A 15,676-nucleotide genomic window follows, 5' to 3' on the forward strand; every position below is an offset into this window, starting at 1 on the left:
ATCTATAGAAGAGATTAGTATATGCGTTTATTTGTGTTGTTTGTATGCTTGCTGTCGGTAGCGCTTTTTGCGCGGCCAATAAACGACGGCAATAAACTTTTCAAGAACGGCGACTATGCCGGCGCCCTTGAAAAATATATGAAGGCCCGCGAGGCCGAACCGGCGAACCCGCTTTTGTTCTACAATATCGGAACATGCCAGTACAGGCTCGGCAATTACGAAGAGGCCAAGAAGGAACTTGAGAGCGCCATGCGCATGCCGGATAAAAAGATGGCCGCGAAGGCTGCCTACAACCTCGCGAACACGCACTTCCGCATGGGCGAGAAGGCTGCCGAGGGTAGCGAACGCATTGCGGCCTGGCGCGAATCCGTCGCCTATTTGAAGAAAGCCATCGACCTCGACAACAATTTCGAGAACGCGAAGAAGAACGTGGAAATTGTCCAGCGCAAGCTGAAGGAAGAACTCGACAAGCAGAAAGAGAACAAGGACCAGAATCAGGACCAGAACAACGACCAGAAACAGCCGCCGCTTTCCGAGAAGGCGAAGGAAGTCCTGGCGCGCGCTCTCCAGCTTTGCAAGGATGGCAAGTACGCCGAGGCGAAGGAAATGCTCGAGAACTTGATTGCTGAGGATGAGACTGCGGGCCAGTTGAGCGGCCACGTGCAGCGCATCGACGACGTCATCGAAATCAAGGCCGGCCGCAAGCCCAAGGCGAAGATTGACGCCAGCAACACCGACAACGACCTGGAGGTGATCTGATGCGTTTGATTAGACGAAAGACGAAAGACGAAAGACGAAAGAATGTTTATGGTAAGGTCACTGAGCTTGCCGAAGTGACCGTTGGTAAGTCTTTGCTTGCTCTTTTAACGGTTTTGCTATTGTCCGCAGCAGCATTTGCCGCCCCGAAGTCGGCGAGCGCCTACTATAGCGATGCCGCCTTCCAGTATATCGAGAACCGCTTGCCCAGCGCAGAGATTACCTGCAACGAGGGCCTGCAATACTATCCGAACGACCAGAAGTTGCAAATGCTCCTTGACCGCATCAAGGAAGCCAAGGACGAGCAGAAGAACGAGAACAAGAAGAACGACAAGAACCAGGACAACAATCAGGACCAGAATCAGGATCAGAACCAAGATCAGAATCAGGATCAGAACCAAGATCAGAATCAGGATCAGAATAAGGATCAGCAGAACCAGGACCAGAACGGCGATGGCAATTCCAGCGGGTCCGAGAGTTCTTCGAGCCAGGGCGATGACCAGAACCAGGGCCAGAATGGCGGCGGCCAGTCCAGCAGCAGTCAGGGTGAAAGTTCCGACAGCAATGGCGGGCAACAGCCTGAGCCGCAACAGCCCGAAGAAAATTCCAGCGATAGCAATGGTGGCGAAGACGAGCAGGAACAGCCCGTGCAGATGGGCGAGATGACTCCCGAAGAGGCGGCGCAGCTCCTGAAGGACTTTGACGAGCAGAACGGCGAACGCAAACCCTGGAAACCTATCCGCGGGCAGGCTAGACCGGCGAAGGATTGGTAAGGTCAACCGAAATCAACCTCAGTATGTCATCCCCGACCTGGTCGGGGATCTTTTTTATATTGTTCTGTATGAGATTCCGTTCACTTGTTTTTTTATGTGCGCTTTTGACTGCGTTCCTCGTCGCCTGCGGTGACGATTCCTCATCGGCGAGTGCCGCCGATACTCCCTCGAGCGAAAGTTCGCTGGTGTCGAGTTCTGCTGAAAAGGAATCTAGCTCAAGTTCCGCTGTGGTCCAGTCCTCAAGTTCCGAGGATGTTTCTCTGGCGACTTCCTCGTCTGCTACTACCGAAGTTCCCGCGTCTAGCGATACTCCGGAATCCAGTTCCGGTGATGTTTCCAGTTCCGGCGTTTTGCCCGAATCGAGCAGCGTGGAGGGCGTTTCCAGTTCCAGCATCACGCCCGAATCGAGCAGTGAATCTGCGCCGGTTTCTTCCGCCGAAGACGAAGGTGACGGCAAGTGTAGCGATTGCGACAGCTTTACTGCGGCAGACCCCGAACTTACAGAGAACGGCGGCAAGGGTTCCGTGACTACCTACGGGAGCATCACGGCAAAAGAAACGAGCCTGGGTGGCGCCTGCAACTACGGACAAACTAATATCCAGTATTACGCGGCGATTCACGTGAATGTTTCTCCAGGCGATGACAAGGGCCCGTGGGATGGTGGCGCGGCCTGCGGCGGCTGTGTGCATGTGAAGGCGCGGACGCCCGAAGGCTGGAAAGAGGTGACCGTGCGCATTACGGACCGCTGCCCTGACGCAAACTGTGGTGTAGACTTGGGTGGTGCCCCTGCGGCCGATATCATGGGCAATCGCGTGGGCCGCTACTACGGTGAATGGGAATTCGTGAGCTGCGAAGGCGTCGACGGCGTGTGGGGCGATTCAACGTCCATCTGGGTCAAGGAAGGCGCGAGCGAATTCTGGAGCATTATCCAGGTGCGCAACCCGAAGGACATGGTCAAGGGTATCGCCATTTACGGTATAGATACCCGCGACTTCTACGAGCTCGAGATGGTCGTGGGTACCGAGAACTTCTGGACGGTACCGAAGAACGTTCTGCAGACCGACAACCGCTACCGTGTGGTGGTGAAGTACCGCACCGGAAAGGACGACGAGTGGAAAATAAAGGGCTCCGACCTCGCTGTTCCCGAGGCCAACCTGTACCTATACGAACATAGGGAATAGTCTATCGCCCGCGACGGCGTGAACTGAATTGTACGGGGGAGTCGTTTCGCCTCTTGTCTCCGGAGGGGCGGTTGTTTCCTCCGTTTCCGCGCGGGTTGTTGCCACGGTTCCTGCCAAAGTCGCGATTATCGCGGTTGCTGTGGAATTCGCGGCGGCCTTCTTCGCGATGCTCGTTTCGATTTTCGCGACGTTCTTCGCGGCGCATCTCGTTGCCCGAAAAAACCTTGCCCGCGTTTCCACTGCTCGCGTTCCCGAACTGCGCGGCGCGCCTTTCCCTGCGGGCGGAATTTTCCCAGCGGCCCTTCTCGCCTGACTTTTTCGGCACGATTGTGGTGGAGCGCGCTTCCCGCTTTTGCAGTTCGCGTTCGCGGTATTCCGCATTGCTTTCGCGTTCCTTGCTCGGGAAAAACTCTTTGCCTTCTGCCTTCGCGCTGCGGCTCAAGAGCAGTCGCCCGATTTTCCCGAGTTTCAAGCGTTCCAGCGTCGCGCGGATTTGCGGGCGGTTCTCCGGAATGTACCAGAAGAAGAACTGCCTCTGGCTCTTCTTCTGCTCGGGTGTCTTTGCTACGTAAAGCGGTTTTCCGTCGGGCGTCATCTCGGAATAGAACATCTCGGTCGCGATTGTCATCGGCGTGGGGGTAAAGTCCTGCACCTGTTCCAGCTGGAATCCGAGCTGCTTTGTCTCGAGGGCGAGTTCCGCCATGTCGGCCTCGGTACATCCGGGGTGACTGCTGATAAAGTAAGGTATAATCTGCTGGCGCTTGTCGATGCGCTTGCATTCGTCGTCGAAGAATTCCTTGAACTTGTGGAACAGCGTAAAGCTCGGCTTGCGCATGAGCTTGAGCACTTCGTCGCTCGTGTGTTCCGGCGCCACCTTCAGGCGTCCGCTCACGTGATAGTCGATGAGCTCGCGGGCGTATTCCTCGTGGTCGCGGCGCAGTTCCTCGTCATCCGTTTCTTGCAACAGCATGTCGTAACGCACGCCGCTCCCGATAAACAGGTGCTTTACCTTCGGGTGGTTGCGCACTTCGCGGTAGAGGCTCAGAATTTCGGCATGGTGCGTGTCCATGTTGTCGCAAATCTTGGGCGTGAGGCAACTCGGTCGTGCGCATTTCTGGCATCGGCTCTGGTCGCGGCCGCGCATGTTGTACATGTTCGCGCTCGGGCCGCCCAAATCGGTGATGGTGCCGGCGAATCCGTCCATCTTCGTAATCAAATCCACTTCACGTAGAATGCTTTCGCGGCTACGGCTTGCGATAAATTTGCCCTGGTGCGCGTTGATGGCGCAAAAACTGCAACCGCCAAAGCAACCGCGGTGCGTGTTGATGCTGAACTTTATCATGTCGAACGCGGGCACGTTGCCGCGCTTCTTGTAACGCGGGTGCGGTTCGCGCGCGTACGGGTATTCAAAGCTCTCGTCTAACTCGCCGTATTCGAGCGGCGGGTACGCGGGGTTTATTACCACAGTCTGTTCCGCGACATCCTGCAATACGCGGCGCTGGAACCACTTGTTGCATTCGATATCCACCTTGCGGCAGTTCTCTATCTGGTTCCGCTTGCTCTCGAGGCATTCCTCGTAGCTGGCGAGCCGCAGGTCTTCCCACTGGTTGCTCTTCGGCACATTCCCCTTGGGCGCCAAGTATGCGGTTTGCGGTATGGAATGCAGGCTCGAGAACGGCACGCCTTTTTTCAAGAGTCGCACCATCTCCTTCAGGGGTTTTTCGCCCATGCCGTAAACGAGAAGGTCGGCCTGCGTGTCGAACAGGATGCTCGGTTTTAATCTGTCGCTCCAGTAGTCGTAATGCGTCACGCGGCGCAGGCTCGATTCCAGCCCGCCAATCATCAGCGGCACATCGGGGTAGAGCTGCTTTAAAATCTTTGCGTAGGTGTACGTCGCGTAATCTGGGCGGAAACCCGCCTTGTTGCCCGGCGTGAAAGCGTCGTCGCTTCTCAGGCGTTTTGCGGCGGTGTAGTGGTTCACCATGCTGTCCATGCCGCTACTGATTGCGAAGAACATTCGCGGGCGTCCGAGTTTCTTGAAATCGCGCAGGTCGTCGCGCCAGTTGGGCTGCGGCAAAATTGCAACGCGCAAGCCCTCGTGCTCGAAAAGCCTTGCCACCACGGCATGCCCGAAGCACGGGTGGTCCACGTAGGCGTCTGCGCTGATGATAATCACGTCCACGTAATCCCAGCCGAGTTCGTCTAGGTCTTCCTTGCAGATGGGGAGGAAACGCGGATCGTACATGGGGCAAAAGATAGTTAATAGTTGTGCCGCCGGACATTCCCGGGCCGTCGACAAACTTATGCCGTGGACAAGGGCTTTCCCGCCTCCATATGAAACGCTGTGTTTCATAAAAAGCCTAAATAACGGAAAAATCAATAAAAAATATGTTATTTTTGTTTAAAAATCGTTGATTTTGTTTCATCATTAGGGTAGATTTATAACAGGGTAAGCCATGAAACCGATAACTGAGTATTCAGACTACCGTAAGTATATGCGGGATTATTACGAGGAACGCAAGAAGGGTTCCTATTTCTCGTGGCGCGAGTTCGCGAAGCTTGCGGGGTTCACGTCGTCGGGGTACCTCAAGCTGGTATGCGACGGCAAGACTCGTCTGAGCCGCGGAGGGGCGGCGAAGGTTGCCGGTGCCATGGGCCTTACCGGGTTCGGTGCGCAGTATTTTGCCTGCTGGTAGAATACTGCGATGCGCCGGACGCAAACGTTCGTCTCGAGATTTTCTCCCGGATGCGCGCCCTGATGGAGGAGAACGGGGTCCGCATCCTGGGAGCCGAGGCGTTCGACTATTTCAAGTCGTGGATAAACCCGGTGGTGCGCGAGCTGGCGCCTATCATGCCGGGCGCGAAGCCTTCCGAAATTGCAAAGATGTGCGTGCCCGAGGTGACTGCGGGCGATGTACGCAATGCGCTTACGCTTATGGTGCAGGCGGGCCTTTTGCAGTTGAGACCGGACGGTTCTTACGTACAGACTAACAAGGGGCTTTCGGGCGACCCTGCGCTTGTCGCGGGCGCAATGCATGCCATGCAAAAACAGTTGACGCTGCTTGCAGCCGATGCTCTCGATGGTGTCGCCCGTGAAGACCGCAACATTTCTGGCCTTACCTTCGGTGTGGACGAGAAGACTCTGTGGCACCTTTCCGAGGAACTGGACCTTTTTCGCCAGAAAGTCAAGGATATTCTTTCTAAAGTTGAAAACTATGACCGCGTATATAGATTAAATTTGCATTTATTCCCGCTGAGCAAGGCAAAGGAAGGCAAAAATGAAAATCAGGGCTAGTTTTGTACAAAGTATCGTTACGCCGTGTGTGGCCTTGCTCGCTTTGCTTTCGGGCTGTGCCGGCTTTACCGAGGATGTTGCCGGGAATGCGATGGCGGATTCCGAAAACGCCGCGCCTGATGCTGGAACTTCACCCGATGCCGGCACGAAGGATGGTAATGGCTTGCCGGATATAAGTGCACCGCAGGGTACATCTGACCCTGTCGAACCGACTCCGAGTGAAGATATTCATCCCACGACTCCGAATGGGAGTGCTTATGACATTGTTGTCGCTGCAAGGTTCGAGTCGGCGAAAATTCGGAGCACGGGCAAGCTCTTGCGCAGCGCTGCTGGTGACTCGATAACCATTGTCCTCGAAATAAACGGCGGTTGCGTCAAGGATGGAGAATCGTTCGCATACGACCAGAACTTCTTCTTTGCGGATTCGAATACTTTTGCCTACAGTTTCCGTGGCGATACGCTCTTGCTCTCGAAAATCTCTGAACCCGACCCGTATGAAGCGGACCAGCAGAAATACGAGGAATCGTTTATCTTCGTGGGCGGTACGTCGGGCAAGCTTGATGGAATCTGGAAACATTCGCAGTGCCGCTATCGCGAAGACAAGATGTACTGCATGAATGATGGCTACGATCAGTTCTTCAAGTTCGATGGCGACAAGGTGGAATACCGCGTCACGGACCGTGTAGATTACGACTACATGCAGACGGTATTCGTGGACCAGCTGTTCGATTTCATCGGGAACGGAGGCTCCATCCAGCTCGAAACACCCTATTACTACTCGAGTACGAAATTCGGGCAGGAACGCTCCGGCATCGTCATTCTGGAAAAGACGAATACTTCGGTGAAGTTTACCCAGGCGGAAAGGACGTTCGACCTGAGCGTGGATTATGCCCGCTATAAAGACAGCCTGCACGTGACGCTCAAGTCGGGAGATGTTTCATGCGTGGGGACGGTCCGCAATATGGATGATGTCTTGCCCGGAATGTGCTCTGATGACAATGCAGATTATTTGTGGAAATCGAGCTCGGGCGCGTACACGTACGAGCGGATGAACTCTCGCGAGTTCGAGGCCTGCATCGACGGTATTCTCGGGCGCAATCAGAACGATTGATTCGCGTGTGATTTGGGGAAGGAGGAAATGTGAGACGCTTGGGAAGGCTATTCCTGTTGCTATTAGTTTGTCTGCCATTGCTTGCGTGGGCTAGCGAAAAATCAAGTGACAAGTTCAATATCGGAGTTCGCCTGGGGGCGCAGATTTCGAATCTTATGACGGATGCGAATTGGGGGCCGTATCCCGACATCTCGGGGCCGGGCGGAGTGCTTTCGGTTGATTTCTCGCATGGGTTTACGGATAACTTTTACCTGCATACGGCACTTGGGCTGGATTTTCGTGCATACTATACGCATGTCGAGATGGGCATCGCCTGCGATGGTGATTGCGGCGGGGCGTGGGACGGCGACGAAATATATTCATACCTCTACCTGGAGGTCCCCGTGATGGCGCAGTGGCGCACGTCGGTACTGTTTTTTGAGGCGGGGCCGGTTGTAGACGTGATGCTGCTCTCCGACAAGGAGTATGTTATACCCGAGAGGTATCGCGGCCAGAGCGACGGTTGTTACGATGATAAGCGCTTCGGTGCGGGTGTCGTCGCGGGTGTCGGCCATATGTTCGATTTCGGGCTTTCGATAGATGCGCGCGTGTTGTTCCAGTTCACGGATGTCGTTGATGGCGGCAAGAAATGCCTCACGATGCATTCCGAAGAAGTCGAGATGCGTTTTGACCCCGAGACGGAAGAGACTACGACCAGGGTTCTCTGGGAATCCGATGATTATATGGGCGGATCCTACTACAAGTTGCTGAAATACCAGATTGGTATTGGCTACTGGTTCTAGGGTGTAGCGCCTTCGCTTTTCTTGGCTTCGCGCTCTTCGGCTTCGCGTTTTGAATACGCACACCCGCAGTAGTTTTGACGGTAGAGGTTGTATTCGGCAGAGAGTTCTATGGAACGCTTGTTGCCGCCCTTGCGCTTGAAGTCGCTGGGGAGCGCCTTGACGCCGTAGATTGCCCCCTGTTCCTTTGCGACCACGTTCAGCACCTGCTCGTCCTTCTTGGGGCTGATGGTGAGCGTGGTGGTAAAGTAGTCGAATCCCAATTCCTTCGCGAGCCTTGCCGTTTCGCCGAGTCGCAGTTCAAAGCACTTGCGGCAGCGCTTGCCGCCTTCTTTCTCGTCTTCGAGCCCGCGTGCAATCTCGTAGAACTTCTTGGGGTCGTACTCCCCCTCGATAAATTCCACCGGATACTTTGTCTTGAATGTGGAAACGAACCGCTTGATTTCGGCGACGCGGTGGGCGTATTCCTCGGCGGGGGCGATATTCGGGTTGTAGTAGAAAATCGTTATCTTGAAGAACTGCGAGAGGTACTCGATGCAGTAGGTGCTGCAGGGCCCGCAGCAGGCGTGCATCAGGAGCGTGGGCACGTTGCCCTTGCGCTGGTTCCACCGGATGATGTAGCTCAGGTCTCGCTGGTAGTTGTGATACGCTTCAGGCATTCTGCAAACCTTAGATTCTTTCGTCTATCGTCTATCGTCTTTCGTCTAAAAATCGAGCGTTCCGAACGCGGTTATCCAGAAGCAGATGGTTGCCCCGATGGCAAAGAGCCCCATGACGGTCTTTTCCTTGTGGCTCGTGCTGAAGAGCACCGTGGCGGTGTAGAACGTGAGGTAGACCGCAAAGAAGAACGCGAGAATGCGCGTAATCTCGAACGGGAAAAGCATCGGGAGAACCTTGCCCGCGCTGAGCAGCGTGTACATCGCGATTAGCTGCATGCAGATGGGGATGATGAACGCCTTGCGCACTTCCTTGGGCACCACCCTGTTGCAGCCGTTCATGGCGTACATGCCGAGAGGTGCACCGAACGCGAGAGCGATATTCAGTGCGATGGATGGCAGGAACAGAACTGCCCCGATGACGGTCGCGATAATCATGCCGTAAAGATAAAAAAAGGACCCCTTCAGGTAAAGGAGGTAACCTAAAGGGGTCAGGGAGTGTTTGGGTATCTATAAGATACCTATTTGCAGGGTGGATTTGCTAAAAAATCGGAGCATTCTTGTTTACACACGTGAACATGGGAAATGGCGAAAAATGCCGTTTTTGAACGAAAATCGCCGTTTTTGGGTGTGTACAGGGCGGTTACTGGCTGGTTACGGCGTTCCTAGAAAAGAATTTTTGAAGAAATTTGGGCGTGGGCGGGCCGGATTTTGGCCCCTTCGCTTTTCTTGAAGGTGGCGATGAGCGAGAACTCCAGGAAGTCGCAGGTGAGGCGTGTTTCGCTCCGGATTTGGAGGTTTTCGTGGGGGAGGGCGTCGGGTGCGACGAGGGTGACCTTGAACAGGTCCTCGCGACCGCCGGACTTTTTTTCGGAAACGGATGCGCCGATTTCGATTCGGGGCCTGCTCCAGGATTTTTCTGTGCGGTCGTGCTGCGTGCGTGCGCTGCCCGTAAGCATTGCCGAGAGCGTGCTGAATTCGCGGGTTGTGCCTGCGGTTCCCTGGAAAATAGTTTGTCTGCAATTCTCGGAGGCCTCGACGCATGTGAACTTTGCGCCCATGCGGAGTGCGGGCGGCCCGCCGGAAATATCGAGCGCGAACCTTCCCGATACGCTGTCGGAGTGGAGCGGCGAGAGTATGCGGGCGCTTGCCGATACCCGCGTGTCAAAAAATTTCTTTGCGCGGTACGTGACGCTCTGTGTGGTCCAGAACCTGCGTTTTGCAATGCTCGGGCTGAGCCTTGCCGGCGGGGGGAGGAAATCGCCGTGTATGTAGCCGGTCGTTCGCCACGAGAAGGTGGAGGAATCCCTGCCGTGCAGGCGGAAGTGTATGAGCGGGGCGGGCTCCCCGAATTGTTGCCAGTATGCGACCTGCCCGAAGGGAAAGGCTGCCTGCGCCATGACGGAATACGTGTCGGCGGTTTTCCACAGCGATGCGCCTGCCGTGAAAGCCTTGCCGCGCGTGTAGCTGGCGTGCGCCCGCAATATCCCGGAGGTGTCGACGAGTCCGGCGAGCCCGAGTGCACCGAAGGAGTAGGCGAGTGCGGTTCCCCAGAGCGTGTCGAGCGGGATTCCGGAATGCAGCTCGCGGGTGGAAATTTGCCCGAAGTGCGCCTCGCCCCGCTTGCCCTTGTACGTGAGCAGTTCCTGCGTGCCGAGCCGGAGCGTTGCCCGGTGGAAATTGAACAGCAGTTCCTCGCGATGCGCCGTAACGTGGCCCGCGGAATCGTACCGCACTTTTGCCGCGAGGTGCCCGCTGTAGTGACGGGAAGGCTTTTTGACCCGCGACTTGCCCGCGGTTTTATTGCCCGCGCGCTTCTTGCCTGCGGGCGTATCGCCTGCGGTCCTGTTGCCTGCGAACTCGTCGTCCGCGAAAACTGCCTGCTCTCCCGTTCCGCAGGGTTCGTTCGCGTAGATTTCTGCAAGCGCGCACACTTCCTCCATTTTGCCCTCGTCGATAAGCGTGAGCATCTCGTTTGCCTCCTCTGCCCCGATGGTGCCGTCGTCCCACCATTCAAAGACCTGCGCTTCCGTGACGTCCGCAGCTTGCGCCTCCGCGATTTCCGCAGCCTGTGTCGCGAGCGGGGAGAACAGCATTCCGACTAGCGCTGCGGCAAGCGTGAAAAGTATGCTTATCGCGGATTTTGCCCGCTTTTTTTCCGTATCCATAGGATTCCTCTACCTATATAAACGGTTTCGCACGAAAAATGAGCCAAAACGCCCTTTTTTTTCTAGGAGGTTTTTAAATTTGGGCTATGGCAAGCGATTCCTGGCATAAGAGTCCCAAGAAATGGTCCGGCCGTACCCCCGCTCGTGCGGGCAGTACCGCCGGCCGCGATTTCGTGCCGCACCTCAAGGCTCCGCGCACCGAATTCCCGCTGTTTAACGGGAAGCGCGTAAAGCCCTCGCTTGAGGGACTCGACAAGTTGTTGCATTACTACGGCGTGGAACTCGAACCCGCGACGCTTGCGCAGTTCTGGGAGTTCCACCAGCTGCTGCGCGCGAACAACGAAGATCAGGACCTGACGCGCCTCAATGCGTTTGAAACGATGGTGGAACGCCATTATGCCGACTGCACCCTCATCAATGCGTACGTTCCCGAATGGCCCGCCCGCATGATCGATGTCGGGAGCGGCGCCGGATTCCCCGGAATTCCGCTCAAGCTCGTGAACCCGCATATCCGTCTCACGCTCTGCGAGCCGCGTCCGAACCGCATCAACTTTCTCAACATGGTCATTGAGAAGATGGGACTGAAGGGTATTGACGTGTTCGGCCACAAGGTGACGAGCCGGAGCATGACCCTCCCGGTCGACGGAGTCATCAGCCGCGCATTCGAATGGATGGAAAAGACCCTCCCGCGCCTCGCGAATTCCCTCAAGGTAGGGGGCCGCGTGTACTTCATGAAGGGCCCGGGCGTTGCCGACGAGCTGAAGGTCTTCCACCCCGAAGATTTTGGGTACAAACTAATCGCGAAGCATTTCTACACCATCCCGAACAGCACGCAGGACCGCGCACTCGTTATCCTCGAACGTGTAGAGCAGTTTCCCTGAATTTCTGCTTTTCTTCGCTCAGGTTAAGGCCCGGTATTTTCTTTTCAAGTTCTCCGGCTTGCGCCAATATCTTTTCGGCGAAGGCGTGCGTGGCGGGCGATTCCGGGTCGGCAATTCTGTGGTTCGCCATCTTCATGAGCTTTTCTACCTGTGCGATATCCGCGCGGGTCTTTTCGCTGCAGTAGCTTTCTGCCATGCGCTCGAAGATGTATTCCTCGGCGGTTTTGGATAAGTGAACCATGTCGTCGGCATAGAAGCGGTAGTCGCGCAGCTCGTCCATCACGATTTCGTAACTCGGGAAGTAGCTGACCGGCAAGGTCCCTGAGCTTGCCGAAGGGACTGTGGTGACTTTGTTTATTACGTTGTTTACAGCGAGTTGCAGCGTCGCCTTCGAAAGCGTGTTGTTGTGCGCACCGTCGCCCATGTGCCGCAGCGGCGATATGGTAAACACGATACGGATGTCGGTGCGGATTTTTCGCAGGTCGTGCACGATTTCCCGAAGCGCCTGTGCCGCTTCCTCGACCGTAATCATCCTGCGTTCAAAAAGTGCGGGGTCTTGCCGGTGGCAGTTTGCGACTGCGCGGCCGTGCGCATCCCCGTTGCCCGTCGTGGCGGAAGCGTCCTTGAGATAATACACGAACGCAGTCCCGAGCGTGATGAACACGACATCGGCTTGCTGCAGGAATTCCCGCGTGCGGGTTGCCGCGTTGTTCAGTTTTTCGATGCATTCCTCGCGCGTCGAACCCGAAAGCGAACTGTGCGCATCCCAGCTGTGCCAGGGCCTGCGTGCATCTTGTTTCCATCTGGCGTCCTGTTTCCCGCTATCATCCTGAAGTCCACGGGCATCTTGGAAAACATCTTTTTCCCCAAAAACTTTCCCGTCGGCAATCGCCCTAATCTGCCTTGCGATAGATGCCGGGTTGTACACCGTCCCGAACGGGTTCGCGAGCACGCCAAACTTGCGCGCTGCAAACTGTGCCGATATGTTGTCTGCAAAGCACGACCCGAAAAACGCGATGCGGCTCGTGTAATCGATGCGAATGCTCGATGCGGGAATGTCGATTTTGGTGAAAAGTTCCATGCCGTAAATATAGGTAAAGGCGGACTCCTTGAAAATAAGCGTGTCGTTGCATTATAGAAAAATGCATATTTTTTATGATTTTTAAAATAACTGTTGAAATTTGAATAAAAACGCAATTTTTGTATTGCGAAATAAGTTGACTTTTGCAGAATAAGAGGTATATTTAGAGCGTAACCCACCCAGAAACTGGGAATCGGTTAGGAGGAAAAATGAAAGATGTCTTTGAATATACAGGCTACCGTCAGTACATCGCGGACTTTTACGCCGAAAGGAAGGTGAAGTCTGCGTTTACCTGGCGGGAGTTCGCAAGGATGGCGGGGTTCTCCTCGTCGGTCCACTTGAAGTACGTGAGCGAGGGGCGTTTCAACCTGGGCGAAGATGCCGTTGAGCGTGTGGCAAAGGCCATGGGGCTAAGCGGGAACCGGCTGGAATATTTCCGCGCGATGGTGGAGTTTGATCATTCCGTTACGGACAACATAAAGAAGGAAATCTTCGAGCGGATGCTTTCCATTGCAAAGCAGAGCAATGCCAAGGTTATCGAGGGTGACGCTTTCCGCTATTTCGACAGTTGGAAAAATCCGGTGCTTCGCGAACTTGCTCCTGCCATGCCCGGGGCAAAACCGCTTGCGCTGGCAAAAGCGTGCCTCCCGAAGATCACTGCCGCTGAAGTCAGTGAATCGCTGAACTTTCTTGTCAAGGCGAATCTGCTCTTGAAAGATGCTAATGGCAACTACGTGCAGACCGACAAGTTCGTGACGACCGGCCCGATGGAGGCTGCACCCGTCGCCATTCGCGGGCTGCACCGCCAGATGGGTGAAATCGCGCTCGATACAATCGAGGGCGTGCCGCAAAACGAACGCCACTTTTCGGGCGTGACGCTGGGTGTCACGCGCAAGGCCTACGACAAGATTGTCGCGGAACTGGATGCGTGCCGCAGGAAGATTATCGAAATTGCCACTGGGGAAGACGAGACGGACGAAGTGTACCGCCTGAATATACAGTTCTTCCCGATGACGAACAAACAGAGCTTAAATAAAAAGGGTTAGGAGGAAACCATGAGTTACTTAAAAATGAGCAGTAAAATTTTCTGCACACTGGCGATGCCGTTCGCCATGATGTTCACGGCATTCCAGGCAAGTGTACTTGTCGCGTGCTCCGACGACAAGTCTGTTACGGGGGGCGCTTCCGAAGAAACGAGGGGCCTCGCTTCGCTGGAAAACATTACTGTTGCCGGCCGCGCACTGAATCTGTCCGTGTCGGCGCAGTTGATGGGTAAGGGCGAAAATGAACATATGACGGTCTTTTCGGGGACCGCCTACGCTGAAGATGCCCTGGTTAAATTCTTTAGTATCGATACGGCTACATTTGAGATGTCTGAAGAGCCTTTTGCTCAGGTGAAATCGGGCAAGGAGGGAAATTTCGAAGTGAAGGGAATTTCTCCCGAGAGCCCGTACGCCGTTGTCGAGGTCTCTGGAAAGATTGCCGTTGATGCGAAGAACCCTTATGCCAGAAAGAGTTCTTTCGATTCTCCCGATAATTCGCTGGGCTGGACGACTTACCGAAACGTCGTAGATTTACGCGAAACAAAAGACGTGAAGGTCAATATCCTTACGACTCTTGCCGCGTCCCGCACCGTGGGTCTCGCGAAGTCGGGCATTACCTTTGCGGAGGCGAAAGTTCAGGCGGAAAAGGACGTGCTGCTTGCGCTCGGAATACGCGACTCGCTGGCTGCTTTTGACGAGGTGTCCTATTCCCAAAAATCGAGTTCCGTTTTCCCCGTGTTTATCATGGCCAGCTACCTATTCGGCGGTTCTTCCGATGCGGTTGACCTCGCTGCGGCAGACATTGCCGAGAATGGAACCTGGAGAGCCCTTACTTATGAACGTAACTTGGATGCTAAGGGAACAGAACGCGATTTTCACCTGCTTCGCGAAATGGATTTCCTTGCCCTGCTGGGGCTTGGTTTGGGTGATATCCATGTTGCGGAATTGGCCGAAAAGTATTTCTTCAATGTGATCGGAGTGATTCCCATGAGGAAGGGACTCTGCACCGACGACAGGGAGGGTGAGAAGAATGACTTTGGCTCTTTCAACGAATTTGTTTGTGAATCTGGCTATTGGGTGCTGCACGATAAGGAATTGGCCTACCAGAAAAAGTTCGGGACAATGACGGATGAGCGTGATGGAAAAACGTACAAGACGTTTACGGTTGAATATGATGGCGAATCTAGGACTTGGCTTGCAGAGAACCTGAACTACACTGTTGATAATTCGTGGTGCTATAACGATGATCAGGCCAACTGCGAAAAGTACGGGCGTTTGTATTCGACGTGGGCCGCTTTCGATATTCCCCGTGATACCCAGTATATTGCCGCGAGTTGGGCGAATGATTCCGCATGGTATTTTGAAGTTGAGGATGCAGAGGAATACGCGTATGCTTATGATACGGCATATGACCATCTGGTAGATGTCCTAGATTCAGTGGATGGTCAGGGTGTTTGTCCGGAAGGCTGGCGAATCCCGACTCCGGATGATTGGGGTCACCTGCTCAGCGCCATCTATGAGGTCGACAAGAATGCCAACATTCCCGCTGCCTTGAAATCAAAAACCTGGACAATGGGGATGGATGGGTTGGATGTCGTAGGGTTCAACATGCTGCCTTCTGGTTTTGCCGACAGGCGGATCATTCCGGACTGGTCTATTGCCGATGGCTACCTCGAAGAATTCTTCCCTAAGGATGGTTTTACGCGTACGAACGGATTCATGGATTATGATTTGGAAAATTCGGCTTGCTACTTACTTTATGGAAAGAATGGCGAAACGGTGATCAGGTCAACGAATGCTGTGTTCCAGGTTGGTGGATTGGTGCCTTGCATTGATGTTTCCAATGATGGCAAGATGAGGGTACTCCAAACTGAACCGGAATATGGCAACCCTGTCCGTTGTGTCAAGGACTAATATGTCACACTTCTGTTAGGAGGGAAAGCAGGAGGAGA

The 15,676-nt window shown here is 54.7% G+C and carries 13 protein-coding genes and 1 pseudogene; 9 read left to right on the forward strand and 5 right to left on the reverse strand.

Annotated features, from left to right (window positions below; translation table 11 throughout):
- The first annotated feature begins 33 nt into the window (after nucleotides 1-33).
- From CRO08_RS10415 to CRO08_RS10425, 3 genes are all read left to right on the forward strand, one after another.
- Complete coding sequence (locus CRO08_RS10415; protein WP_255252325.1) at nucleotides 34-759, forward strand: tetratricopeptide repeat protein; 726 nt, start codon at nucleotides 34-36, stop codon at nucleotides 757-759.
- The gene (locus tag CRO08_RS17025; RefSeq protein ID WP_176495124.1) at nucleotides 759-1,529 is read left to right on the forward strand and encodes a hypothetical protein; all 771 of its coding nucleotides are present in this window, start codon (nucleotides 759-761) and stop codon (nucleotides 1,527-1,529) included. Before CRO08_RS10415 ends, CRO08_RS17025 begins: the two co-directional genes overlap by 1 nt.
- 68 nt (nucleotides 1,530-1,597) lie before the next feature.
- Nucleotides 1,598-2,710, forward strand: a complete 1,113-nt coding sequence (locus tag CRO08_RS10425; protein WP_176495125.1) for a hypothetical protein — start codon at nucleotides 1,598-1,600, stop codon at nucleotides 2,708-2,710.
- Between the two features lies 1 nt (nucleotide 2,711).
- On the opposite strand, the gene CRO08_RS10430 is transcribed toward CRO08_RS10425, so the two are convergent.
- The gene (locus CRO08_RS10430; RefSeq protein WP_097036141.1) at nucleotides 2,712-4,955 is read right to left on the reverse strand and encodes a YgiQ family radical SAM protein; all 2,244 of its coding nucleotides are present in this window, start codon (nucleotides 4,953-4,955) and stop codon (nucleotides 2,712-2,714) included.
- A gap of 250 nt (nucleotides 4,956-5,205) precedes the next feature.
- On the opposite strand from CRO08_RS10430, the pseudogene CRO08_RS10435 reads away from it, so the two are divergent.
- The 3 genes and pseudogenes from CRO08_RS10435 (at nucleotide 5,206) to CRO08_RS10445 (ending at nucleotide 7,898) form a co-directional block, all read left to right on the forward strand.
- A pseudogene (locus tag CRO08_RS10435) lies at nucleotides 5,206-6,005 on the forward strand (TIGR02147 family protein).
- Nucleotides 5,989-7,116, forward strand: a complete 1,128-nt coding sequence (locus CRO08_RS10440; protein WP_141398327.1) for a hypothetical protein — start codon at nucleotides 5,989-5,991, stop codon at nucleotides 7,114-7,116. The pseudogene CRO08_RS10435 and the gene CRO08_RS10440 overlap by 17 nt, the downstream one beginning before the upstream one ends.
- A gap of 29 nt (nucleotides 7,117-7,145) precedes the next feature.
- Entirely contained in the window at nucleotides 7,146-7,898 is a 753-nt protein-coding gene (locus tag CRO08_RS10445) for an outer membrane beta-barrel protein (RefSeq protein ID WP_097036143.1), read from the forward strand.
- Here CRO08_RS10445 and CRO08_RS10450 read toward each other — a convergent pair.
- From CRO08_RS10450 to CRO08_RS10460, 3 genes are all read right to left on the reverse strand, one after another.
- On the reverse strand, nucleotides 7,895-8,554 hold the full coding sequence (locus tag CRO08_RS10450) for an epoxyqueuosine reductase QueH (RefSeq protein ID WP_097036144.1): 660 nt from the start codon (nucleotides 8,552-8,554) through the stop codon (nucleotides 7,895-7,897). The genes CRO08_RS10445 and CRO08_RS10450 overlap by 4 nt on opposite strands.
- A gap of 45 nt (nucleotides 8,555-8,599) precedes the next feature.
- Nucleotides 8,600-8,989, reverse strand: a complete 390-nt coding sequence (locus tag CRO08_RS10455) for a hypothetical protein (RefSeq protein WP_097036145.1) — start codon at nucleotides 8,987-8,989, stop codon at nucleotides 8,600-8,602.
- 227 nt (nucleotides 8,990-9,216) lie between these two features.
- Nucleotides 9,217-10,719, reverse strand: a complete 1,503-nt coding sequence (locus CRO08_RS10460; protein ID WP_097036146.1) for a hypothetical protein — start codon at nucleotides 10,717-10,719, stop codon at nucleotides 9,217-9,219.
- A gap of 86 nt (nucleotides 10,720-10,805) precedes the next feature.
- Here CRO08_RS10460 and rsmG point away from each other — a divergent pair, with 86 nt between their 5' ends.
- Nucleotides 10,806-11,600 carry a 16S rRNA (guanine(527)-N(7))-methyltransferase RsmG gene (gene rsmG / locus CRO08_RS10465; protein ID WP_097036147.1) on the forward strand — a complete coding sequence of 265 codons (795 nt, stop codon included), beginning with the start codon at nucleotides 10,806-10,808 and terminating at the stop codon, nucleotides 11,598-11,600.
- Here the strand turns inward: rsmG and CRO08_RS10470 are convergent.
- Entirely contained in the window at nucleotides 11,569-12,681 is a 1,113-nt protein-coding gene (locus CRO08_RS10470; protein ID WP_097036148.1) for a GSCFA domain-containing protein, read from the reverse strand. The genes rsmG and CRO08_RS10470 overlap by 32 nt on opposite strands.
- A gap of 209 nt (nucleotides 12,682-12,890) precedes the next feature.
- Between CRO08_RS10470 and CRO08_RS10475 the strand changes: the two genes are divergently transcribed.
- Together CRO08_RS10475 and CRO08_RS16570 are read left to right on the forward strand one after the other, a co-directional pair.
- On the forward strand, nucleotides 12,891-13,727 hold the full coding sequence (locus tag CRO08_RS10475; RefSeq protein WP_097036149.1) for a TIGR02147 family protein: 837 nt from the start codon (nucleotides 12,891-12,893) through the stop codon (nucleotides 13,725-13,727).
- A gap of 9 nt (nucleotides 13,728-13,736) precedes the next feature.
- On the forward strand, nucleotides 13,737-15,638 hold the full coding sequence (locus CRO08_RS16570; RefSeq protein WP_101956419.1) for an FISUMP domain-containing protein: 1,902 nt from the start codon (nucleotides 13,737-13,739) through the stop codon (nucleotides 15,636-15,638).
- Nucleotides 15,639-15,676: the final 38 nt, after the last annotated feature.

It is taken from the genome of Fibrobacter sp. UWT3, from assembly GCF_900230125.1.
Lineage (GTDB): Bacteria > Fibrobacterota > Fibrobacteria > Fibrobacterales > Fibrobacteraceae > Fibrobacter.